Origin of the sequence: Gluconobacter oxydans DSM 3504 (assembly GCF_000583855.1) — a bacterium.
Classification (GTDB): Bacteria; Pseudomonadota; Alphaproteobacteria; order Acetobacterales; family Acetobacteraceae; genus Gluconobacter; species Gluconobacter oxydans.
In genome coordinates, this window is sequence record NZ_CP004373.1 from 2,340,560 (window position 1) to 2,363,424 (window position 22,865).

General features: G+C 62.8%; 22 protein-coding genes and 2 tRNA genes. 13 read left to right on the forward strand and 11 right to left on the reverse strand.

Annotation, left to right across the window (positions count from 1 at the left end; all coding sequences use genetic code 11):
* Window positions 1–2: 2 nt before the first annotated feature.
* Window positions 3–635 (reverse strand): phosphoribosylglycinamide formyltransferase, encoded by a 633-nt coding sequence (gene purN, locus GLS_RS10355; RefSeq protein WP_052327557.1) that lies wholly within the window; start codon window positions 633–635, stop codon window positions 3–5.
* Window positions 632–1,705, reverse strand: a complete 1,074-nt coding sequence (gene purM, locus GLS_RS10360) for a phosphoribosylformylglycinamidine cyclo-ligase (protein ID WP_041112159.1) — start codon at window positions 1,703–1,705, stop codon at window positions 632–634. The genes purN and purM overlap by 4 nt, the downstream gene beginning before the upstream one ends.
* A gap of 102 nt (window positions 1,706–1,807) precedes the next feature.
* On the opposite strand from purM, the gene GLS_RS10365 reads away from it, so the two are divergent.
* The 7 genes from GLS_RS10365 to GLS_RS10395 all read left to right on the forward strand — a co-directional run bounded on the left by GLS_RS10365 (window position 1,808) and on the right by GLS_RS10395 (window position 10,073).
* The gene (locus GLS_RS10365) at window positions 1,808–2,569 is read left to right on the forward strand and encodes a DnaA/Hda family protein (protein WP_041112160.1); all 762 of its coding nucleotides are present in this window, start codon (window positions 1,808–1,810) and stop codon (window positions 2,567–2,569) included.
* A gap of 231 nt (window positions 2,570–2,800) precedes the next feature.
* Window positions 2,801–4,960, forward strand: coding sequence for an RNA degradosome polyphosphate kinase (locus tag GLS_RS10370; RefSeq protein ID WP_041112855.1), 2,160 nt, complete (start codon window positions 2,801–2,803; stop codon window positions 4,958–4,960).
* Between the two features lie 5 nt (window positions 4,961–4,965).
* Window positions 4,966–6,444, forward strand: coding sequence for a Ppx/GppA family phosphatase (locus tag GLS_RS10375; RefSeq protein ID WP_041112161.1), 1,479 nt, complete (start codon window positions 4,966–4,968; stop codon window positions 6,442–6,444).
* Entirely contained in the window at window positions 6,441–7,205 is a 765-nt protein-coding gene (locus GLS_RS10380; RefSeq protein ID WP_041112162.1) for a CDP-diacylglycerol diphosphatase, read from the forward strand. Before GLS_RS10375 ends, GLS_RS10380 begins: the two co-directional genes overlap by 4 nt.
* Before the next feature lie 81 nt (window positions 7,206–7,286).
* Entirely contained in the window at window positions 7,287–8,453 is a 1,167-nt protein-coding gene (locus tag GLS_RS10385; protein ID WP_193363816.1) for an MFS transporter, read from the forward strand.
* Complete coding sequence (locus GLS_RS10390) at window positions 8,450–9,136, forward strand: HAD family acid phosphatase (RefSeq protein WP_041112163.1); 687 nt, start codon at window positions 8,450–8,452, stop codon at window positions 9,134–9,136. Before GLS_RS10385 ends, GLS_RS10390 begins: the two co-directional genes overlap by 4 nt.
* A gap of 31 nt (window positions 9,137–9,167) precedes the next feature.
* Entirely contained in the window at window positions 9,168–10,073 is a 906-nt protein-coding gene (locus tag GLS_RS10395) for a hypothetical protein (RefSeq protein WP_041112164.1), read from the forward strand.
* A 50-nt stretch (window positions 10,074–10,123) separates the two neighbouring features.
* On the opposite strand, the gene GLS_RS10400 is transcribed toward GLS_RS10395, so the two are convergent.
* Window positions 10,124–12,796, reverse strand: coding sequence for a DUF4175 domain-containing protein (locus GLS_RS10400; RefSeq protein WP_041112165.1), 2,673 nt, complete (start codon window positions 12,794–12,796; stop codon window positions 10,124–10,126).
* Window positions 12,789–14,141: a diaminopimelate decarboxylase gene (lysA, locus tag GLS_RS10405; protein WP_041112166.1), complete on the reverse strand. Its 1,353-nt coding sequence runs from the start codon at window positions 14,139–14,141 to the stop codon at window positions 12,789–12,791. Before lysA ends, GLS_RS10400 begins: the two co-directional genes overlap by 8 nt.
* Window positions 14,142–14,209: 68 nt before the next feature.
* Here lysA and GLS_RS10410 point away from each other — a divergent pair, with 68 nt between their 5' ends.
* The 3 genes from GLS_RS10410 to GLS_RS10420 all read left to right on the forward strand — a co-directional run bounded on the left by GLS_RS10410 (window position 14,210) and on the right by GLS_RS10420 (window position 15,862).
* On the forward strand, window positions 14,210–14,599 hold the full coding sequence (locus tag GLS_RS10410) for a cytidine deaminase (protein WP_041112167.1): 390 nt from the start codon (window positions 14,210–14,212) through the stop codon (window positions 14,597–14,599).
* Window positions 14,596–15,291, forward strand: coding sequence for a trypsin-like serine peptidase (locus tag GLS_RS10415; RefSeq protein WP_041112168.1), 696 nt, complete (start codon window positions 14,596–14,598; stop codon window positions 15,289–15,291). The genes GLS_RS10410 and GLS_RS10415 overlap by 4 nt, the downstream gene beginning before the upstream one ends.
* A gap of 136 nt (window positions 15,292–15,427) precedes the next feature.
* Window positions 15,428–15,862 carry a response regulator gene (locus GLS_RS10420; protein WP_041112169.1) on the forward strand — a complete coding sequence of 145 codons (435 nt, stop codon included), beginning with the start codon at window positions 15,428–15,430 and terminating at the stop codon, window positions 15,860–15,862.
* Window positions 15,863–15,895: 33 nt separating this feature from the next.
* Here the strand turns inward: GLS_RS10420 and GLS_RS10425 are convergent.
* From GLS_RS10425 to GLS_RS10435, 3 genes are all read right to left on the reverse strand, one after another.
* Window positions 15,896–15,972, reverse strand: a tRNA-Arg gene (locus GLS_RS10425).
* A gap of 34 nt (window positions 15,973–16,006) precedes the next feature.
* Window positions 16,007–16,083 (reverse strand) — tRNA-Arg (locus GLS_RS10430).
* A gap of 61 nt (window positions 16,084–16,144) precedes the next feature.
* The gene (locus GLS_RS10435; protein WP_041112170.1) at window positions 16,145–16,522 is read right to left on the reverse strand and encodes a hypothetical protein; all 378 of its coding nucleotides are present in this window, start codon (window positions 16,520–16,522) and stop codon (window positions 16,145–16,147) included.
* Between the two features lie 96 nt (window positions 16,523–16,618).
* On the opposite strand from GLS_RS10435, the gene guaA reads away from it, so the two are divergent.
* Window positions 16,619–18,220: a glutamine-hydrolyzing GMP synthase gene (guaA, locus tag GLS_RS10440; RefSeq protein WP_041112857.1), complete on the forward strand. Its 1,602-nt coding sequence runs from the start codon at window positions 16,619–16,621 to the stop codon at window positions 18,218–18,220.
* Between the two features lie 581 nt (window positions 18,221–18,801).
* On the forward strand, window positions 18,802–19,158 hold the full coding sequence (locus GLS_RS10445) for a hypothetical protein (RefSeq protein WP_226986570.1): 357 nt from the start codon (window positions 18,802–18,804) through the stop codon (window positions 19,156–19,158).
* A 70-nt stretch (window positions 19,159–19,228) separates the two neighbouring features.
* Here GLS_RS10445 and GLS_RS10450 read toward each other — a convergent pair whose 3' ends face one another.
* The gene (locus tag GLS_RS10450) at window positions 19,229–19,675 is read right to left on the reverse strand and encodes a CHRD domain-containing protein (protein ID WP_041112172.1); all 447 of its coding nucleotides are present in this window, start codon (window positions 19,673–19,675) and stop codon (window positions 19,229–19,231) included.
* A 42-nt stretch (window positions 19,676–19,717) separates the two neighbouring features.
* Window positions 19,718–20,290 (reverse strand): HNH endonuclease, encoded by a 573-nt coding sequence (locus tag GLS_RS10455; protein ID WP_034953612.1) that lies wholly within the window; start codon window positions 20,288–20,290, stop codon window positions 19,718–19,720.
* A gap of 144 nt (window positions 20,291–20,434) precedes the next feature.
* Between GLS_RS10455 and gluQRS the strand changes: the two genes are divergently transcribed.
* Complete coding sequence (gluQRS, locus tag GLS_RS10460; protein WP_041112173.1) at window positions 20,435–21,298, forward strand: tRNA glutamyl-Q(34) synthetase GluQRS; 864 nt, start codon at window positions 20,435–20,437, stop codon at window positions 21,296–21,298.
* Here gluQRS and GLS_RS13590 read toward each other — a convergent pair.
* On the reverse strand, window positions 21,283–21,414 hold the full coding sequence (locus GLS_RS13590; RefSeq protein ID WP_264358000.1) for a hypothetical protein: 132 nt from the start codon (window positions 21,412–21,414) through the stop codon (window positions 21,283–21,285). The two genes, gluQRS and GLS_RS13590, sit on opposite strands and share 16 nt — an antisense overlap.
* Window positions 21,411–22,856, reverse strand: a complete 1,446-nt coding sequence (gene argH / locus GLS_RS10465; protein WP_041112174.1) for an argininosuccinate lyase — start codon at window positions 22,854–22,856, stop codon at window positions 21,411–21,413. The genes GLS_RS13590 and argH overlap by 4 nt, the downstream gene beginning before the upstream one ends.
* Window positions 22,857–22,865: the final 9 nt, after the last annotated feature.

A 22,865-nucleotide genomic window follows, 5' to 3' on the forward strand; every position in this document is an offset into this window, starting at 1 on the left:
CTTTATTTCGCGAAGACGTCGCAGATCATTTCCAGCACGTCCGGGTAAAGCAGGTGTTCCTGCTCCAGAACGCGGGCGGCGAGGGTTTCGGGCGTGTCGTTTTCCAACACGGGAACGCTGGCCTGTCCGAGGATGGGGCCTTCGTCTACGCCGGATGTAACGAGATGGACGGTGCAACCATGCTCTTTCACACCGGCCTTGATGGCGGCTTCGTGAGTGTGAAGGCCGGGGAAGGCGGGCAGGAGGCTCGGGTGGATGTTGAGCATTCTGTCTTCCCAGGCCTTGACCAGCCAGGGCGTCAGCACGCGCATATAGCCTGCGAGCACAACCAGCATGGCGCCGGAAGCCTGAAGGGCAGCGTCGATTTCGCGCTCGTGGGCCTCGCGGTCCTTGCCGAAGGGTTTGTGGTCGATGACGAGGGTTTTCAGGCCCGCGGCTTCGGCGACTTCAAGGCCCGGAGCATCCGGGCGATTACTGAGAACCAGCACGATTTCAGCCGGATAGTCCGGACGGGCGCAGGCCTCGATCAGGGCGCGCATGTTGCTGCCGCGACCGCTGATGAGGATCGCGATGGGGACTTTTTCGGTTTTTTTGGCCGGAGCTTTCGCTCTGGTTCTGGAATGCGGCTTCTTCATGCGAAGGAGACCGGTGCGGTCAGGGTGTAGGCGTCGTCGGAGCGGACGATCTGGCCCATGAGGAAGCCGGTTTCGCCTCGCGCATCCAGTTCGGCCATGACCTTTTCGGGCTCGGACGTGACGAGCACCATGCCGATGCCGCAGTTGAAGACGCGGAGCATTTCGTCAGCGGCCACGTTGCCTGTTTCGGCCAGCCAGCGGAAGACGGACGGAACGACCCATGCGGAGCCGTCGATGCGGACGCCGAGGCCTTCTGGCAGGACGCGGGGCAGGTTGCCGGGGAGGCCGCCGCCGGTGATGTGTGCGCAGCCGTGGAGCAGGCCCTTGGCGTGCAGGTCCAGAACCGTGCGAACGTAGAGCTTCGTCGGCGTCAGCAGGGCTTCGGCCAGCGTGTGACCTTCGGCGAAGGGGGCCGGGTCATTCCAGCCGAGGCCGGAGCGGCGCACGACTTCGCGGACCAGCGAGAAGCCGTTGGAATGGACGCCGGACGAGGGCAGGCCGATCAGCGTGTCGCCTTCGGCGATGTTGGCGGGGAGCAGGTTGTTTCGCTCTGCCGCGCCGACGCTGAAACCTGCGAGATCGTAATGGCCGGGGGCGTACATGCCGGGCATTTCAGCCGTTTCACCGCCGACGAGGGCACAGCCGGACTCGGCGCAGCCCTTGGCGATGCCCTTCACGACCGTGGCAGCAGCCTCGACGGAGAGCTTTCCGGTGGCGAGATAGTCCAGGAAGAACAGCGGGGTGGCACCCTGCACGACAAGGTCGTTGACGCACATGGCGACGAGGTCGATCCCGACTTCGTCATGCTTGCCGGCTTCGATGGCGACCATCAGCTTGGTGCCGACGCCGTCGGTGCAGCTGACGAGGACGGGATCGGTGAAGCCTGCGGCCTTGAGATCGAACAGGGCGCCGAAGCCGCCGAGGCCGCCCATGGTGCCGGGACGGTTCGTGGCCTTGGCTGCGGGCTTGATCGCATCGACCAGCGCATCGCCTGCGGCGATGTCCACGCCGGCCTGTGCGTAGCTTGCGCCGCAGCTCGTGCCGGGGGAGATGTCAGGCTGATCGGTCATGGTCGAAGGTTCCCGCTGGTTGACGTGACGCCGTTCTAGAGCATCCTGCGCGCTGGCGGAACGCCTGTTTGAAGGCGTAACGGCATGAAAAAGGGACCTGGGATGACGAAACGGGATGCTGGCAGGGCCACGGACGGGAATGCGGTGCCGGAATCCGGCGCTGTCGGCCGGGAGCATCATCGTGGGCGTTCGGCCGTTCAGATGGCGTTTCCGCTGCGTCGCGTGACGGCCATGACGTCCGAGCGTTTCATCAACGGGCCGTCCAATGCGGCCGCGCGGGCCTGGCTGGCGCGGAACCAGTGGCCGGACGGGCGGCTCTGGCTCTGGGGGCCTTCGGGGACGGGAAAGACGCATCTTCTGACGGCCTGGGCGCATGAGCATGATGCCACGGTGCTGGATGCGCGGCTGTTTTCCACGTCTTCGGCAGGCGGGCGCATCCGGGTGCAGGGGAACCTGGCGATCGACAATGCCGATTCGCCGGGAGATGAGGCGACCATGCTGCATTTGCTGAACGATGCGTTCTCCCAGGGGGACCGGGTTCTGATGGCGGGGCGGCTTCCGCCGTCGCGCAGTCATTTCATGCTGCCGGATCTGGCGAGCCGTCTGCGGGCGACGGCGACCACGGCCACGGGTGAGCCCGAGGATGATCTGCGGGCGACGCTTCTGCTGTCTCTGCTGGCGGACCGGCAGCTTGTGGTGTCGCAGGCGGTGACGGAATGGCTGTGGCGGCATCTGCCCCGGACGGGCAATGCGCTGGTCTCGGCGGTGGAGCGGCTGGACGAGGCCGCTCTGGCGCGCAAGCAGCCGATTACGCGGGCGCTGGCGATGGAAATGCTGCCGGATCTTCTGACGCCCGAGGGGTAGGCGTCATGGGAGTGACACAAAAACTCCGTTTGACATGCCTATCCCGCGGCATGACCTTTTATGCGATCCGTATTTCTGTGTGTTCCGGAAGACCCCATCGTGACGACTGAAGATTCCCGGCCTGCTCCGCGCCGCCGTTCCCCCCGCAAACCCCGCAATGCCGTGACCCCGGCGCAGAACCGCGGGCGCCGTCGGCAGACGGCCGCGGCACGGGCTGAAGACTACGCGCATATGCCGACATCGCCGGAGCGGTTCCTCAACCGGGAGCTGTCCTGGCTCGACTTCAACCAGCGCGTCATCGATGAGGCGGAAAACCCCCGCAATCCGCTGCTGGAGCGGGTGCGGTTTCTGTCCATCAGTTCCAGCAATCTCGACGAGTTCTATTCCGTGCGTGTGGCCGGTCTGGTGGGGCAGGTGCGCGAGGGGACGGTCGTCCGCAGTCCTGACGGGCTGACGCCGGCCCAGCAGCTTTCGCAGGTGCGGCAGAAGGCCCGGCATCTTCTGGCCGAGCAGCAGCGCGTCTGGCATGTGCTGGAAGGGGAGCTGAAGGAGGCGGGGATCGTCATCCTGCCGACCGACTCCCTGGACGAGACCGATCTGGCGCAGCTGTCCACGCTGTTTGACGAGCGGGTCTTCCCGGTGCTGACGCCGATGGCGGTCGATCCGTCCCATCCGCTGCCGTTCATTCCCAATATGGGCCTCGCGCTGCACATGCGCCTGAAGGACGCTGCGTCCTCGGCGCATGTCATGGATGGTTTGATCCTGCTTCCGGCGCAGGTCCCCCGTTTCCTGCGTCTGCCGGCGCGACTGAAGGAAGGGCAGGAGACGCCGGACCAGATCCGTTTCGTGCTGCTTGAGGATCTCATCACGCTGTTTGCCGGGCGTCTGTTCCCGGGATTGGTGATCGGGGCGGCGGGTGTGCTGCGTGTGATCCGCGATACGGATGTGGAGTTCGAGGACGAGGCCGAGGATCTGGTGCGGTCTTACGAGACGGCGCTGAAGCAGCGTCGGCGCGGCGTGTGCATTCATCTTGCGCTGGATCGCAAGCTGCCGGACACGCTGGGCCGCGAGATGGGCGAAGAGCTCGGCGTGGGCGAAGAGGACGTTGTCGTCCTGCCCTCTTTCGTGGGGGTGACGGATCTCAAACAGCTCATCGTGGATGACCGTCCGGATCTGGTGTTCCCGCCTTATACGCCGCGCTTTCCCGAGCGTGTTCTGGATTATGACGGTGACTGTTTCGCGGCGATCCGGGCGAAGGACATGCTGGTCCATCATCCGTTCGAGAGCTTTGACGTCGTGGTGCAGTTCCTGCGTCAGGCCGCGCTGGACCCGAATGTGCTGGCAATCAAGCAGACGCTGTACCGGACGTCCCGCGACAGTCCGATCGTGCATGCGCTGATCGAGGCGGCGGAAGCTGGCAAGTCGGTCACGGCGATGGTCGAGCTTCGGGCGCGGTTTGACGAGGAGGCCAATATCCGCCTGTCGCGTGCGCTGGAAGCGGCGGGCGTGCAGGTCGTGTTCGGGTTTGCGCATCTTAAGACGCATGCCAAGCTGAGTCTTGTGGTCCGTCGTGAGAACGGGTCGCTCCGGTCCTATGCGCATTTCGGGACGGGGAATTATCATCCGATCACGGCGCGGATCTATACGGATCTGTCGTTCTTTACCTGTGATCCGAAGCTGGCATCGGACTCGGCGCGTCTGTTCAACTACATGACGGGCTATGCCATTCCGGCGAAAATGGATGCGCTGGCATTTTCGCCCATCACCATCCGTTCCACTCTGGAGCAGCTGATCCAGGACGAGATCGACCATGCAAAGGCGGGGCGGCCGGGCCGGATCTGGCTGAAGATGAACAGCCTTGTGGACGCGGAACTGATCGACCGGCTGTACAAGGCGTCGCAGGCCGGGGTGAAGATCATTGGGATTATCCGGGGAATCTGCTGTCTGCGTCCTGGTGTGCCGGGACTTTCGGATAATATCGAAATCAAGTCGATTGTCGGGCGTTTTCTGGAACATGCGCGGGTTTTTGCCTTCGGAAACGGGCATCGGATGCCGTCTCACAAGGCAAAAGTTTTCATTTCTTCCGCAGACTGGATGGTGCGGAACATGGACTGGAGGGTAGAAGCCATGGTGCCCATCACGAACCCGACGGTCCATGCGCAGATTCTTGGCCAGATCATGACGATGAACATCAAGGACAACCTTCAGAGCTGGACGCTCACGAGGGACGGCTACTGGCATCGGGTTTCGCCGGGCGCACATCCTTTCTCCGCCCACGAATACTTCATGAACAATCCGTCCCTGTCCGGCCGAGGCTCGGCTGCGCGGGAGAAGGTCCTTCCGGAGGCGCATCGCCCCCGTGAGCGGCCGGACAGGATTCTGGAAGACTGATCTGCATGTCCTCATCTTCACAGCGTTCCGCCATTGTCGATCTCGGTTCAAACTCGGTCCGGCTGGTTGTTTTTGAAGGGGTGACGCGCAACCCCCTTCCGATCTTCAACGAGAAGGTCACGCTCAAGCTGGGGCGTGGTCTGGATGCGACGGGCCGTCTCAATGACGAGGGCGTGGCGCTGGCGATGGACGTGCTGGGGCGGTTCCATACCGTCGCCCGCGCCATGGGTGCCGAGCCTTTCGAGGTTCTCGCTACGGCCGCCGTCCGCGACGCGTCCAACGGTCCGGACTTCGTGGATGCGATCCGTGCCCGGATGCCGGGCGTGCCGATCCGGGTTCTGGAAGGAACCGAGGAAGCCGATTATGCGGCGCGCGGCGTGCTGTGCGGGCTGCCGGAAGCGAATGGTCTGGTTGCGGATATCGGCGGCGGGTCGCTGGAGTTGATCCATGTGGCCGATGGTCAGTATTTCGAGGCTGTGACGACCAAGCTGGGTGTGATCCGGCTGCATGACCGTGCGAAGGGCAGCATCGAGCGGGCGGCTGAAATCGCGAACGAACTCCTGGCGGCCGTGAACTGGCTTCCGGGCATGACGGGCCGGCCGCTTTATCTGGTGGGGGGGGCGTTCCGGGCTCTGGCGCGACTGCAGATCGCGCGGACGCAGTATCCGCTGAACCTCGTGCATCTGTTTACCCTTTCGGAAGGGGAAGCGCGGGAGATGGCGGACTGGGTCATTGCCTCGCCCCGCCGTACTCTGGAGAAGCTTCCCGGCGCGCCCCGTAAGCGTCTGGCGGATGCGCCGTTTGCGGCCGTCGTGCTGCGGTGCCTGATGGAGCGCGTGCGTCCGTCCAAGGTCGTGTTCAGCGTCGATGGGCTACGCGAGGGCTGGTACATGCGCCATGTCGCGTCTTCGGTCGCGGATCTTGATCCGATGACGGATCTGGCGGCGGAGATGGCCAACCGTCTGGCGCGCAGTGCGTCGCTGGCCGAGCCTCTGGTGAGCTGGACGGCGCCGCTGTTCCGCGACGAGACCCGGACCCAGAAGCGCCTGCGCGAACTGGCCTGCATGCTCTCTGACATCGGGTCCTACGATCATCCCGAATACAGGGCGGAGCAGACCTACCGGCGTGTGATGCATGGACATGGCGTGGGCTTTGACCACAGCGCGCGTGCCTTCATCGGGTTGACGCTGGCGGTGCGTTACGAAGTCTCGATGGACTCTCCCCTGATCGAACCTTCCCGGCAGCTTCTGTCGCGTTCGGAAATCGAGCGTGCGGTGCGGCTGGGTCTGGCGCTCCGGCTGGCGTATACACTCTGTGCAGGGACGAAGGTCCTGCTCGATGAGTGCAGGCTTCTTGTGGAAGACGGAACGCTCGTGCTGGTTCTGGGCGCGCGCAGCGTCCGGGCGGCAGGCAGTGCGGTCCGTCGTCGTTTCGAGAGGCTGGCAGCTGCGATGCAGCTTGAATGTCAGGTAAGGGAAGAATGAGTTTGCGGAATTACGGGACGGCGGCCAGGGTTGGTTTTCTGGCGGCAGCGGTTGTGTTCGGGCTGTCAGGGTGTGGCAAGTCCCATGACCGGGGTGCGCTGTGGAAAGTCGTGCATGGACGGTGCGCGCCGGATGCTGCTCACAAGCCCTGCACGGTCTATGACGAGAAGGATGGTTACGCCCTGCTTAAGGACAAGACCGGGCGTGGGCAGTATCTCGTGATCCCGACGCAGAAGGTTCCGGGCGTTGAAGATCCCGTTCTGCTGAAGCCCGAGACGCCGAACTATTTCGCCGAAGCCTGGGCAGAGCGCGGGCATGTGGCGCAGTCCTACGGGTTCGAAATCCCGGATGCCCATCTGTCGATGGCCATCAATTCGCGTCCGGGCCGCACGCAGGATCAGCTGCATATCCATCTGGACTGTCTGACGGCCTATGCCCGTGCCGAGCTCGACAAAAACATGATCACCGAAACCTGGTCGCTCGTGTCGCTGTATGGCCATCCGTACCGGGCGCGGATCGTGCCGTCGCTGGATCCGTCACCGTTCCGGGTGATTGCGGCCGATGACATGTCCATCCACACGCTCGTCATCACGCCGGCCAAGCATGGCGGGTTCATTCTGCTCGATGACATGGCGCATGTCTTCGATCATGGATCGGGCGAGGAGCTTCAGGATCATGAATGTCATCTCGATGATCCGCACCACAAAACCATGATCATGGATGGCATGGATATGGGCGAGCATCCCAACGGCATGATGTAAAACAACTTTTGGTTGTTCCGGCATTCCGGGTATGGCAGGGTTCGACCAATCTCGAACAATCTGCAGTCCCGGAGACCGGTCTTGAAACTGGCAGTGAAATCGCCACCAAACTGGCCCCTGCTGTCGCTCGCCGTTGGCGCCTTTGCCATCGGCACGACAGAATTTACTCCGATGGGCCTTCTGCCCGTCATTGCCCATGGTCTTCAGGTCAGCGTTCCCAAGGCCGGTGGCCTGGTGACGGCCTATGCGATGGGCGTGATGATCGGCGCGCCCGTCATTACGCTCCTGATGGCGCGGTTCCGGCGCAAGCTGGCCCTGATCCTGCTGATGGGGCTCTATGTGGCGGGGAACCTGCTCTCCGCCATTTCCAAAAGCTATGAACTTCTGTTTGCGGCCCGTGTCCTGACCAGTCTGGCACATGGTGCGTTTTTCGGACTGGGTGCGGTTGAAGCATCGCTGTCGGTGGCGCCTTCCCGGCGGGCGAGTGCGGTGGCGTCCATGTTCATGGGGCTGACGATCGCCAACATCATCGGTGTTCCGGCGGCAACCTGGCTGGGGCTGAATTTCGGCTGGCACAGCGCCTTTGGCGTGACGGCGATGCTGGGGCTCGTGACCATGCTGGCCGTGCAGTTTGCGCTTCCGGCCCGCGAGGTTGGTCCCGCGCCGGAGGTCGGGCGCGAGCTGCGGGTGCTGGTGAAGGGCAATGTGCTTCTGGCACTGCTGACGACCGCAATCGGGGCAGGGGCGATGTTCGTCCTCTATACCTATATTGCGCCGATCCTTGAGCACATCACCCATGCGAGCCCGACGGTCATTACGATTGCGCTCATGCTGACGGGTGTCGGGTTCTCCATCGGCAATGCCGTGGGTGGACGGAGTGCGGATCGATCGCTGGACGGAAGCCTGCTGGTCTTTTTCCCGATCCTTGGTGTCATCATGCTGATCTTCCCCTGGATGGCGCAGACCGTGCCGGGCGCGCTGTTTGCGTCGCTTCTGTGGGGGGCATCCACGTTTTCGCTGATGCCCGCGCTTCAGATGCGGGTGATGCAGGCCGCGCATGATGCGCCGGCTCTGGCGTCGTCCATGAATATCGGGGCGTTCAATCTCGGAAACGCCATTGGCGCGGCTTTGGGAGGGATCGCGCTGTCCATGGGGTTGGGCTACAGCGGTGTTTCCGTTATCGGAACGGCTCTGGCCCTGGTCGGGGTCGGTCTTGTTCTTCTGTCACGAAAGGTGGCTCCTCCATGATCCGTTCTCTCCTGCTCGCCACCAGCCTGTTTGTCGGTGGCGCCATGGCGCCTCTGGCTGCCATGGCCGCACAGCCCGCGAATGTGGGCGATGCCATTCTGGCCGCCAGCGCCTATCACGACAGTGGCGACTATCAGCATGATTTCGATGTCGTTGTTGCACAGGCCCGTCAGTGGATTGACGAGACTGCGCCGAAGACGCGACGCCCCGCCATCGTGCTCGATATCGATGAGACGACGCTGTCCAACTGGGACGAGATCCGGGCCAATGATTTCGGGTATATTGCGGCTGGTCCCTGCGATGCGCTGCCCAAGGGGCCGTGTGGCGCGGATGCGTGGGAGAAGAGCGGGCGGGCTCCCGCCTTTGCGTCCACGCGGGCGCTGATCGAGGACGCACAGGCCCATCATGTCGCGGTGTTTTTCGTGACGGGGCGGCATGAGGACGAGCGCGAGGCCACGGAGCGGAACCTGCATCTGGCAGGAATCCGGCACTGGGACGGGTTGTATCTGCGGCCGATGACGTCTCATGGTTATGCGGCGCTGTACAAGACGCCGACGCGCGAGCGCATTGAGCGCAAGGGCTATACGATCATTGCAAGCCTCGGGGACCAGCCGTCCGATCTGAGCGGGGGCTATGCGAAAAAGGGTTTCCTTCTGCCCAATCCGTTCTATCGTATTCCGTAACGTTATGTAATTTCCTGAAACGGAATCCGGTATGCGCTCGTACTCAGCTCTTGCACTTCTTCTTGTCGGGATCTGGGGCGGGGCGGCGTCTGCCGGTTCCACGTCTGCCGGGAAGGCCCGGGTTCTGTGGTCCGGGCCTGAAGGGCATGTAGAGGCGCGGGCCTGTCAGGTTCAGAGCGCAGAGCCACAGTCATTCTGTCTCGTCTGGATGGGCAAGGGCGCCCCGGTCTCTGAAAATATTGACGGACCGCCCGGGCTTGTCGCGACGCTCTGGCAGCGGACGGGACCGAAACCAGGGGAAGCGCCCGACCTCCTGTTTTACGCTGGCACAGGCGGGGTAGAACGGTGCGGCGACTATGTCGCGCTGCGTTTTGCACAACTGCCGCATTTCCAGAAAATCGGCGACTGCCGCCAGCCTGAATATCCGCCTCAGGCTGCGCCTGCGACCGGGCCGTTCGGTTTCTGGCTCTCGATCCCCGTGCTGAGGCCATTCGGTGCATCCGATTCCGACAGCGCGTCGACACCGGTCCCTGTGATCTGGCGTAATGGAACATTCGCGCTGGATACGGCCCGGTTGAAGCAGAATGCCCTGTCTTTTGTCTCCCTGGGCTTCGACGGAGCATCCATCGGCAATGAAACCGGGGCATTCATGTGGGAAACCTGGCATAATCGCCCGGGGCAGGGCCTGCCTACAACGACGCAGATCATGCTTGACCTGATCTTCAAGGGTCATGCCGATCAGGCGCTGTCACTGCTTCATAACAGTACCAATTCACATTTCGACAGCTCGCTCTACTGGAGCGATCTGTGTGCGATCCTGATCGCTGATCCTAACTGGAAAATCCTCATGCACGGCGTGTTGCCCGGGGCGGCTCAGATTGAGGATGCGGCCCGGACGGGGCAGAGGGGTCGTGAAAGAACTGCTTATGTCCATTAAGGACTGGATCTGAAAAAGCCCGGTGCCATGACGGCGCCGGGCTTTTTTTGTCAGAATGATTTGAGGAGCCGTTCCAGATAGTCCAGTTCGCTTTGCGGGCGGGTGCGGTCCGAGGCGCGGCGGCGGAGTTCGCGCTCGATGTCGCGGGCGCGGTCACGAGCGCTCTTGTCCGGGATGTGGGCGTCGGAATCCTTGCCCTTGTCGCCTTCACCCAGTTTGCGGCCCAGCGGATCCTGATCCTTCTGATCGTCATCATCCCCGTCTTCGTCGCCGGCCTGGGGCTGGTCGCCGTCATCGCCCTGCTGGCCTTTCGCGCCATGCTGGGGTTTGCCGGAACCACCTGCGCCACCGGACGGAATGAAGCTCAGGCTGCCGCCCTGACCCTTGCCCGATCCGCCGGATTTCTGGTTCTGGCGCATCTGCTTTCCGGCTTCGGACAGATCGGCGAGAACTTTCTGTTCGGCAGTCTGGGCCTCGGCGTCCTTGCGGTCCGCGAGGGCTTCGCGCGCGGTCTGCATGTCCGTCTTCGCCTTGTCGAAGGCTGTGGCGGGTTTGCCGGTCAGGTCTTTGACGCGGTGGCTCAGGATGTCGTTCACGCGCTGCAGTGCGCGTTGCAGGGCATGGTCTGCGCGGCGTCCGTCGGACTGTGCGGCGACCGTGGCCGGATCGACCGGAGCGGGCGGCTTGGCGTCCGTGGGTTGATCCATGCCGGGTGGGGGCTGCATGCCGAGCTGACGGAGCAGATCGGCCGTGGACATCTGGCTGACATCCGGGTGGCTGCCATCATCGGGCGGAGCCGCGGCCTTCTGCGCCGCCGAGAGACGGGACTGCGTGTGGTCGAGCAGGGTGGTCTCGCGGTGCACGAGATCATGCAGGGCCGCGCGCTGGGCACGGGCTTCGGCCTGCGCCTTCATCTGCTCGGCAAGAGCCTTCAGATCTTCGGGGCTGGCCTGACGCATGCGCTCGGCCATGTCTTCCATCTGCTGGAGGCGCTTGAGGGCTTCGTCGCCATGGCCCTGATTGGCTTCGGACTGGAGGCGGCGCATTTCGTCCGAGAACGGATCGGCCGAGCTGGTGCCGGACTGCGGCATGACGATGCCGCTCTGGGCGGCGCGCGAGAACAGGAGCTGCATCCGGCGGTTCAGGGCATCCTTGAGAGCCTGGGTGCGGCGCTGGAGTTCTTCCTGTTCGGGCAGGGTGTGGCCCTTGTCGCCAAGGTCGCGCATGTGGTCGAGCTGCTGCTGCACGCCCTGCTGGGCGGCGCGGACTTCGGCGGCGGCGTCAGCGATATCGGGACCGTCGCGCCGTAGATCGTCCAGATAAAGCGCCAGCGCCCAGAGTTCGCCGGGCACTCGGTCCGCCGAGCCATCAGGGGCGTCTTTCTGGAGCGAAGCAATCTCAAGGCCGAGGGTTGCGAGAATGGCGCGTTCGTCGGTTGTCTGCGTCAGAAGGTTCAGTTCGGCTGCAGCCTGCGAGGCGCGCTGCTGGCCGAGCATGAGGCGGCGGCGCAGGGCGACGAGGGCGCGGGCCAGCGGATCGGTGAACTTGCGGGCAGCGATCTGGAATTTGACGATATCGCTGCGGCTTTCGCGGCCTGAAGCGCTCCTGGCATGCAGGCGGCCTTCGACCTCCATTCCGGCAAACGGATCGGAGGAAAGATCCGGCGTGGCGACGCCTTTCGCGTCCTTGGGCTGTCCGTCGAGCGGGATGGGAACGCGCAGGATGCGGCCCCGGGTCAGGCCGGGAAGGTTGATCTCGGCTTCAAGCGAGGCGACGCCATAGGTCTGATGGACGTGCCAGGGCAGGCCAGTGCGCCAGTCGTCTTTCTGTGGGCCGGGCTTGCCGTCCCAGGTGACGGTGGGCGGCAGATCGGGTTCGACTTTCACGCGCCATGAGCCGAGCGTGCGGCCACGGACGATAATACTGATGGTGCCGGACTGCTGGAGCGTGCCGTGGCTGTTCCAGCTTTCGGCATCGAGCCTGTTCTGTTCAGCCGAGGCGATGCCGTGTAGGGCCGGTTTTCCATGCGCGCCGGTGATGGTTGCGTTCAGGATGGCGCCCTGCGGAACGTCAAGCGTATTGCGGCCCGTGGCGGAGAGGAAAATCGGCGCACCGGGTGCGTAGGACGGACGGTCGATCCAGGCCTGAAGGGTGGGGAGCGGAATGCTGTCATCATCTACGCCGGGGATCATCCCTGCATGAAGACGCGAGGGTGTGTGCGTACCGCCGAGAACTGCCGCGACCACAATGGCCAGCGGGACGGCAATGAGCGCGAGCCGTTCGTGCAGGCTGGTTTCGGGGTGGGGGAGGCCAACGCGGAGCGTGCCGAGCGAAGCGGTAACGCGTTCGACATGGCGGGACCAGATGGCGGATTGCTCGCCATTTCCTGCGAAGGCCGGTCGGTCGGTCAGGCTGAGGAGAGGCTGGTAGGCGAGTTTGGAATCGTGCTCGATCCGGCGGTCGGCCACGGGAATGCTGACGGGCGGCACGCGTCGCAGACCGGTGATGGTCAGCCACAGGGCCGTGCCGAGAACGCCGACTTCCAGCAGAATATGCAGCCAGTCCGGCAGGGACTGGGGGATCCGCGCAAGGCAGGCCAGAACGTAGAACGCGACCAGCAGCAGGGGCCAGCGCAGGGGCTCCCAGGCGCGTTCCCACCACAGGACGCGCTGGGCTTTCCGGCGCAGGGCTTTGAGATGGAGGGCCGGGTTTGGCTCAGCCATGGTCGTCCTTAGCTGTCAGCCATTCCGGAACGGTTTCGGCTGCAATCAGTTCCGCAACGCTCTGGCGCTGGCGGATGATCTCCCATTTTCCGTTGTCGATCAGGACCTGCGCCGCAAGCGGGCGGGTATTGTAGGTCGAGCTCATGACCGAGCCGTAAGCGCCGGTATCGAGCAGGGCGATCAGGTCGCCGCGCTTCGTCTCCGTGGGAAGGGCGCGGTCGCGGGCGAAGATGTCGCTGCTTTCGCAGACCGGCCCGACGATGTCCCAGAGTTTCGTAGGATTGGTCAGGCCGCTTGGAGCGACAGGCATGATGCCGTGCCACGATTCATAAAGGGACGGGCGGGCGAGGTCGTTCATGGCGGCGTCGAGCACGACGAAATCGGGATTGCCGGCTTTGGTTTCGATCACACGGGTCAGCAGGATGCCGGTGGGGGCGGAGAGCCAGCGGCCGGGTTCGATGCTGAGACGGACGTCAAGATCGCCCAGCGTTTCGGCGATGACGCCCGCAAGCATGTCTGGCGAGGGTGCTATTTCGTCCCGGTAGCGGATGCCGAGGCCCCCGCCACAATCCACGGCTTCGACGGTATGACCGGCGGCACGGATTTCGCGGACCATATCGGCCAGTCGGCTATAGCCTTCGCGAAAAGGGCCTGCGGTGAGCATCTGGCTGCCGAGATGGACGGCCAGGCCGACGAGGCGGACATTCTTCAGGCTGGCGGCTTCACCATACAGGGCGACGGCGCGCCGGTGTTCGATGCCGAACTTGTCTCCGGCGCGGCCGGTAGAAATCTTGTCATGGGTGTCGGCGTCCACGTCCGGATTGACGCGCAGGGCAGCGCGCGCGACGCGACCACAGGCGCGGGCGATGTCGTCCAGACGGTAAAGTTCCTCGACGCTCTCGACATTGATCTGCGCGATGTCGTGCTCGACGGCGGCGCGCAGTTCGGCATCGGATTTGCCGACGCCAGAGAAGACGATGCCCGAGGGCTGGATTCCGGCATGAAGGGCGCGCTGCATTTCGCCGCCGCTGACGATGTCCACGCCGTAGCCGCACTGGCGCAGGATGGTCAGGGTGGCCTGATGGTCCTGCGATTTCATGGCGAAATGCATGTTCACCGGCAGGTTCCGGGCCTCGAACGCGGCGCGCAGGGCCTTTGCCCGACGGCGCAGCGTTTCAGCGCCCGTGATCCAGCACGGGGTGCCGACGGCGGCTGCGATGACGTGCAGGGGCACGCCTTCGAACAGCAGGCCGTCCCGTGCGTCCATCTTCAGCGATGGACGGGTTTCCAGCATGTCGGAGAAAGACGGATCGGTGGCGGGATCGGAGGGAAGCGGTGCACTCATGATGATGCTACCGTATCGCTCTTGGAAGCATGTTCCAAGCTGAACCCGCAGGGGATAATATCGTCGGCATGATACAGGAACTGATCCGAGAGGCCCTTGAGGCCCGTTCGCGTGCTTACGCACCCTATTCGCGCTTTCAGGTTGGGGCCGCGTTGCGGTGTGAGGGCGTTGTTCATTCCGGCTGTAATGTCGAGAACGCAGCCTATCCGCTGGGGACCTGTGCCGAGGCCGGGGCGATTGCCGCCATGGTGCGGGGCGGCGGACGTCGGATCGAGGAAATCGTGATCGTGGGTGGGGATGCGCCGTGCACGCCATGCGGGGGATGCCGGCAGAAATTGCGGGAATTCGGGCTGCCGGAACTGCCGGTTCACATGATCGATCCGCAGGGGAAGCTGCTGCTGACCCGGACGCTGGCCGAGCTTCTGCCTGACGCGTTCGGTCCGGACCATCTGGGATGAAACGCGCCGGGGCGTTGCTGATGCTCTGCCTGTCTGGCGGTGGGGCGATGGCCGCTCCGGCCGTGGCGTTGCCGGGACTCGGCTCAGACAGTCATCGCAGCGTCGTGGATGTGAATACGGCACCCTGGCGGATCCTGGGGCGCGTCCAGACATCTCTTGGCGGGCGCTGTACGGGATTTGCCGTGGCGCCGACCGTGATGCTGACGGCGGCGCATTGTCTGTGGCTGCCTGCGACCCGTCATTATATCCAGCCTGAGGATGTTCATGTCCTGATGGGCTATGCGATGGGGCAGTACCGCCTTCACGCGCAGGTGACACGATTTGTTATTGCCCCCGGATATGATCCTGCGAACGAAGGCGGGACCGCATCCGAGGATCGGGCCACGCTGGTTCTGGACCGGCCGGTGGTTCTTTCGGGGGATCTGGTTCCTTATGGTTCGGCGCCGATGGGCGCTGCGGCGATGCTGGTCGGATATCCGCAGGACCGGCCTGAGGTTCCGTATGGTGATATTTCCTGTCAGATCAACGGGTTGGCGCTGAACGGACTGATCCATCATGACTGTTCGGCGACGCGGGGGGACAGTGGCGGCCCACTGTTTGTGCGCCAGCCTGACGGGCAGTGGGGAATTGTCGGGATCGATGTGCTGGCGACGTCGGGGCGTGGCGGGTTTGCCGCGCCGCTGCCGCACTGAGTTTTTCGGGTTCCCATGCATCAGGCGCACGTCAGAAAAAATTCACACATGCAAACATGAGCCCTGTCGTGACGTTGCACAGGGCAGGACGCCCGATTGGGCGTTACAGGTTTTTCAATCCCGGAAGGTGATTGCCATGTATGTCATGTCCATGAAGGAGACATCCTCGCGAGCGGCTCCGAAAGGAGGATTTCGTGGGGACTCCAAAAGGGTCAACAGAAAGCATGTTCTCGTTGTCGAGGATCAGGCGCTTCTGCGCTTTCTCGCGGCGGATATGCTGGAAGAGGCGGGCTATGAGGCCTCTCTCGCGGCTGATGCCGACGAGGCGCTTCAGGTGCTGGCCCGGAATCCGGATATTGGCACCCTCTTTTCAGACGTGAACATGCCTGGCGACATGGACGGTGTGGCGCTTGCGCGCCTGATCCGTGAGCGTCGCCCGGAAATCGGACTGGTTCTGACGTCGGGGACGCGGATTCAGGATCTGGGACAACTGCCGGGCGGCACGATGTTCCTGTCCAAGCCATACGAATGGGACGAGGTCTATCGCTGCCTGGAGCAGGTGAGGCACTGAAGCGCCGCTAAATTGTAAAGGGAAAAGGCAATGTGGTGCACCCGAAAGGACTTGAACCTCTAACCCCCAGATTCGTAGTCTGGTGCTCTATCCAGTTGAGCTACGGGTGCGGACACATTGTATAGGTCTTCATCAGGAGAAGACTGGTGCACCCGAAAGGACTTGAACCTCTAACCCCCAGATTCGTAGTCTGGTGCTCTATCCAGTTGAGCTACGGGTGCGCTGTGAGGCGGGGTTTTACAGAGGCTTAACTGACCTGACAACCCCGCTTTGGAAAAAATTTCAGTTTCGCGTCATGGTGATATGAGCTCGGCACGAAGGCGAGCCGAAAATGCCGCCAATGGCCTGTCCGACCGGGTAGCCGTTGAACACGACTGCCGTGTTGTGATGGTCCATATCCGTCATGGCGAGTTCGGCATGATAATGCTGGCTTCCGGGTGTGTAGGTGCCGTGCAGGACCTGTGCGCCGTCAGCCGGGGTAAAGAGGATTTCCTTGCCGCGGATCCGCAGGGTCGAGGGATGCTCGGTCGGGCAGGTGCCCTGATCCGTAACGAGCGCACCGACCCAGGAGCCGGTCGGATCCTTGCCGGGGTCGGGAGTACCGGCGCAGGCGGCGAGCAGGGCCGTGGCGGAGAGGGCGAAAAGTGCTGGCAGGCGCATGTTGTTCCTGTTCCGTGTTGCAGAATGGATGACGCAGACGACACAACACCTTATAGGAGAGCCTCAAAAGGCACCATGAAACCGGAACGCGAGGCCATGACATTGACCCAGCAGGACGCCAGCACCGTCGAAAAGCTCGACGAAACTCTTCACGAAGACCGTATCCTCATTCTGGATTTCGGCAGCCAGGTGACGCAGCTTATTGCGCGTCGCGTCCGCGAGAGCGGCGTCTACTGCGAGATCTGGCCGTATACGGCGACCGAGGAAAAGATCCGCGCTTTCAATCCGCGCGGCATCATCCTGTCCGGCAGCCCGGCCAGTGTGCATGACGAGAATGCACCACCGATTCCGGATGTGGTCTTCGCGCTGAACCGCCCCGTGCTGGGGATCTGCTATGGCCAGCAGGCGATGTGCCAGAAGCTGGGTGGCAAGGTCGAGCACCACGAACACCGCGAATTCGGTCGCGCTTATATTGATATTGCCGAGGACTGCTCGCTGTTCCGTGGCGTCTGGGCGCGCGGCAAGCGTGAGCAGGTCTGGATGAGCCATGGCGATCGCGTCACGCAGCTTCCGCCGGGCTTCCGTGCCGTTGCCCACTCTGAAGGCGCACCGTTCGCGATCATCGCGGATGAGGGGCGTCGTCTGTATGGCGTGCAGTTCCATCCGGAAGTCGTGCATACGCCGCATGGCGCAGCCCTGATCCGCAACTTCACGCATAATGTTGCAGGTTGCAGCGGAACCTGGACGATGGCTGGCTTCCGTGAACTGGAAATCGCGCGTATCCGCAAGCAGGTCGGTTCGGGTCGTGTGATCTGTGGTCTGTCGGGTGGTGTGGATAGCTCCGTTGCGGCCAAGCTGATCCATGATGCGATCGGCGATCAGCTGACCTGCATTTTCGTGGATCCGGGCATCATGCGTACCGGTGAGGCTGACGAAGTCGTCAAGACGTTCCGTGGCCGCTTCAATATTCGTCTCGTGCATCGTGACGCCTCCGAGCTGTTCCTGAAGGAACTGGCTGGCGTGACCGATCCGGAAACGAAGCGCAAGACGATCGGCCGTCTGTTCATCGAGGTCTTCGAAGAAGAGGCTGCGAAGCTGGGGGGCGCGCAATTCCTGGCTCAGGGCACGCTGTATCCGGACGTGATCGAGAGCGTGAGCTTCTCGGGTGGTCCGTCCGTGACCATCAAGTCCCACCACAATGTCGGCGGTCTGCCGGACCGCATGAACATGGAACTGGTCGAGCCGCTGCGTGAGCTGTTCAAGGACGAGGTCCGTATGCTTGGCCGTGAGCTGGGTATTCCGGAGAGCATCGTCGGGCGGCATCCATTCCCGGGGCCGGGACTGGCGATCCGGATTCCGGGTGATGTCACCAAGGAGAAGCTGGATCTGCTGCGCAAGGTGGACGCGATCTATCTTGAGGAAATCCGTCGTGCCGGTCTGTATGATGCGATCTGGCAGGCTTTTGCGGTTCTGCTTCCGGTGCGGACAGTCGGCGTTATGGGCGATGGCCGGACCTACGATCAGGCTTGTGCCCTGCGCGCCGTGACCAGCACGGATGGCATGACGGCAGAAGTCTATCCGTTCGACTTCGCATTCCTGAACCGGGTGGCCGGGCGTATCGTCAACGAGGTTCGCGGCATCAACCGCGTGACTTATGACATCACGTCCAAGCCACCGGGCACGATTGAGTGGGAATGATCCCGCGTCTGGCATGAGTTGATTTGTGCAGGCTGTAGCCTGTTGAAAACCCCGCAGAGATGCGGGGTTTTTTATTGTTTGCAGGGCTGGAGATGCACTCTGTGCTGAGCCGGTCAGACCTTCTTTAATCCTTGGTCGAGGGGACAGGGGATTGTCGGCGGGAAACAGGATGGCGAGATCCGTGCTTATGGTAGCGTTGGAAGGATCTTAATTAATTCTTGCTGTTTCGTTGTTGAAGCTTTGATCGTGAAATGCACCACGAAGAGGATCGCAAGTATCACAGTGCCATTTTCATCCCGGCTTCGGTGATGCAGTCCGGAAAGAATTCGCGGATATGGTCGGGGTTGGTTTTGGCCAGGGAAGGTGAAGGCATTTTCCGCTTGGTCGAGTTCTTTTCCGGGACGCCATTTCTGGTTTTGGGGATAGCGCCTTACCTGTTCAAGTTGGGACCTTTTTCTGTCGGGCTTGTCCGGTTCTTCGAGGAATGACAGTGTGACATCCTTTGAAACTTAGGGAGTCTCCCGATGTCGATCCGGTTTCCTGCTTTTTCATCGTCGCTGTTTCTTATTGGCCTAGCTCTGATGCCAACAGGTCTGGCGCCGACGGCCATGGCGGCCGGAACCGCCGAGAAGCCCTGTGAGACGGACCTCTGCCGGAGTGTGCGTCAGTCCTGGGCTGCGGTCCGTCATGGGACGTCCAATGCTGCGGACTGGACGAAAACGGAGAGCGTCAAGGGGTGGAATGCCACGAAGAGCGGTGTTTCGGACGCTGCACACTGGACTGGCAAGGAAGGCGAAAAGGGCTGGAAGGCGACCAAAAACGGCACCAAAGAGGCGGTTCATGCTACGGGCGCCTGGACGAAGAAGACGGCTCATGAGCTTGACCCGGGTAGTCCCGCCAAGGCTCCGGACAGCAAGGCGGATTCAGCGGCTCAGTAAAATCACCTGTGGCGCTACGAAAAAAGGCCTGTCCCTTGCGGGGCAGGCCTTTTTCATAGAGGAGAGGCGCTTATTCCATGTGATGTTTGTGACCCGTCAGGTCGGTCGTAAGCTGGGCACGGGCTTCGCCGTCCGGGTATTTTTCGGTGTGCAGGTTGATGTAGGTCTGTCCGGCCTGCACTTCCTTGACCTGATCGGGCGTGAGCTGGAGCGTGCCGGTCATGCGGGTCGTGTAAGGGCCGTTGATCGGGGCGAGGACGCCAGCGTCCTGACCGTCCGGGGCCGGGCCATGCAGATGGGCTGCTGTCACGGGACCAGAGAGGCCGTTATCTTCGAAACGGTAGGTCAGGGTGTTCTTGGTGGTATCCAGCATTGCGGAGGCCGAGCCCTTGATGGGGGCGGTTGCACCATGTTCGCCCTTGAACGGGCCGAAGAGATGCAGCGTTTCCGCGGAAGCGGGCAGGGCGGTTACCGACAGGCCGAGGGCCAGTGTCGTCAGCAGAAGTCCAGTACGCATGGAAGTCCATCCTTGCAGAAGTTGGACTGACTGAACGTGTGCTCAGGTTTCGAGTTCGGTATTCCAGTACAGATAATCGCGCCAGCTTTCGTGGAGGTAATGCGGCGGGAAGGTCCGGCCGTTTTCCTGAAGGAGGCGGCTGCTGGGCTGAACGGGTTTGCGGTGTGGGTGCATGCCCAGTTCGCTTGGCAGTTTTGAGCCCTTGAGCAGGTTGCAGGGGCTGCAGGCGGTGACGACGTTCTCCCAGGTTGTGCGGCCGCCCCGGGCGCGGGGGATGACGTGATCGAAGGTCAGCTCGTGCGTGGGCAATCGGTCATGGCAGTACTGACACGAAAAATTGTCCCGCAGGAAAACGTTGAAACGGGTGAAGGCCGGCTTGCGGGCTGTCGGAATATAGTCCTTGAGCGCGATGACGCTGGGCAGACGCATGCTCTGGCTGGGGGAGTGGACGACGGCGTCTTCATATTCGGAGAGGACCGAGACGCGGTCGAGGAAGACGGCTTTGACGGCTTCCTGCCAGGACCAGAGCGAGAGCGGAAAATAGGACAGCGGACGGAAATCCGCGTTCAGGACAAGAGCCGGAAAATGCTGACCGCTGACGGACACCACACGCATCCTTTCTGCAAGGACGACACATGCGGGGATTACGGCGCCGAATGAAAACGGGACAAACAGCGGGAAAACACGTGTCGTCGGCTTCTTTGAGAAAACTATTCCAGTAAACTGCGCAGACCGCAAGCAAACGCTGGTGACACATTCATGACGCCTCCTGCCACGACACGATTTGCGCCGAGTCCCACGGGATTGCTGCATCTGGGGCATGTGGTCTCGGGGCTGTATTCGCGGATCATGGCAGGTGACAGCGGAAGGTTTCTGATTCGTATCGAGGATATTGATACAACGCGCTGTACGCCGGAATTGACGCAGGCTTTGCGTGAAGATCTGGACTGGCTTGGACTGTCGTCAGATGGGCCGGTCCGGGAGCAGTCGAGACACTTGCCTGAGTATCATGCCGTGCTGGCCAATCTGCGGGAGCGGGGGCTTTTGTATCCATGTTTCTGCACGCGACGAGAGATTGCCGAGGCTGCGACGCAGGTCGCGCCGGATGGGAGCCTTGTTTATCCCGGGACGTGTGGGCACGTCGCGGCACGGGAAGGACAGGGGCGTGATCCGGTCTGGCGGCTCGATATGGGGCGGGCGCTGGATGTGTTGCAGGGCGTGCCGGGCTGGCATGAGGTCGGGCATGGGCGCGTTGCCGGGAAGGCTGATGCGTTCGGTGATATCGTTCTGGCGCGGCGGGATACGGGTGTGTCGTATCATTTGTGCGTCACGCATGACGATGCGCTTGAGGGCGTGACGACCGTGACGCGGGGACGGGATCTGTATGAGGCGACGTCAGTCCAGCGTGTGTTGCAGGACCTGATGGGCTGGCCGGAACCGGCTTATGCGCATCATGCGCTCATTCTGGATGGGGACGGACACAAGCTGTCCAAGCGGGATGGCGCGGAAGGGGTGCGGGTTCTGCGGCAGGCGGGCTGGACGGCCCGGCAGGTGCGGGAGCATCCGCTGGTGTGGCAGGCTCTGGAGGCGAGCCTGCCGACTGGGGCTTATTCCGGCGGATAAGTGCCAGGATAGGTGACGTCCTGCGACGGGCCCGGGGCGTGCGGGGCGCCTTTTTTGCCGCAGGCGGTGAGGCCGAGGGCCATGACCGCCATGCTGACGAGCAGCAGTGATCTCATGCAGTTTCTCCGAGTTTTGCGAGCCAGGCTTCGGCCTGATGTTTCACATTGGCCGGGGCGGTGCCGCCTTCGCTGGTGCGGGACGCCAGAGACGCCTCGACGGTCAGGACATCGAAAACACCAGCGTTGATCTGCGGTTCGACGGATTGCATCTCTTCCAGTGACAGATCAGCCAGATCGCAGCCTTTCTGCTCGGCCATTCCGACCAGACGGCCGGTGACGTGATGGGCAGTGCGGAAGGGGACCCGCAGTTCGCGGACCAGCCAGTCGGCGAGGTCCGTGGCGGTGGAGAAGCCCATGCCCGCCACTTCGCGCATCCGGTTCGTGTTGGCTTTCAGGTCGCGGATCATGCCGTCCATGGCGGCCAGCGAGAGCGTCATGGCCTCGGTGGCGTCGAAGACGGGTTCCTTGTCTTCCTGCGTGTCCTTGGCATAGGCGAGGGGCAGGCCCTTCATAACCGTCAGCAGGCCCACGAAATCGCCCATGATGCGGCCGATCTTGGCGCGGACGAGTTCGGCGGCGTCCGGATTGCGCTTCTGCGGCATGATGGACGAGCCGGTCGTGAAGGCGTCCGACAGCGTGATGAATCCGAAGGGGGCAGAGGCCCACATCACGATTTCTTCGGCCAGACGCGACAGGTGCATGGCCTGAAGCGACAGGGCGGAGAGGAATTCGAGCGCAAAATCACGGTCCGAGACGGCATCAAGCGAATTGGCGGTCGGGCGCTCGAAGTCCAGTGCCGAGGCCGTCATGCGGCGATCGATCGGGAAGGACGTCCCGGCAAGGGCGGCCGAGCCGAGCGGACATTCATTCAGACGCGCACGGGCGTCGCGCAGGCGGCCGCGGTCCCGCGACAGCATCTCGACATAGGCCAGAAGGTGGTGACCGAACGTGACCGGCTGGGCGACCTGAAGATGGGTGAAGCCCGGCATCGGCGTTGCGGCGTGTTCCAGCGCACGGGTGGCGAGGGAGCGCATCAGGGAGGCGGTCTGCTCCTGCAGGCCGTCGATGGCATCGCGGACCCAAAGGCGGAAATCGGTGGCGACCTGATCATTGCGCGAACGCGCCGTATGCAGGCGCTTGCCGGCCTCGCCGATCCGCTCGGACAGGCGGGCCTCGATGTTCATGTGAATGTCTTCGAGGGCCGGGGAGAACTCGAAGCGGCCTTCGCCGATTTCCTGTGCGATGTCGCCCAGGCCCTGACGGATCTCGGCCAGTTCGGTCTCGGTCAGCAGGCCGACTTTCTGGAGCATCGCGGCATGGGCGAGGGAACCGCGGATGTCCTGTCGCCACAAGATCTTGTCAAATCCGATGGAGGCGTTGATCTCGCCCATGATGGCGGCCGGACCCGAGGCAAAGCGGCCACCCCATTGCGGATTGGCGGCTGTGCCTTCAAAGGATGTAGCGGCATCTGATTGTGTGTCGACAGGAGCGTTTTTCATGGGAACCGT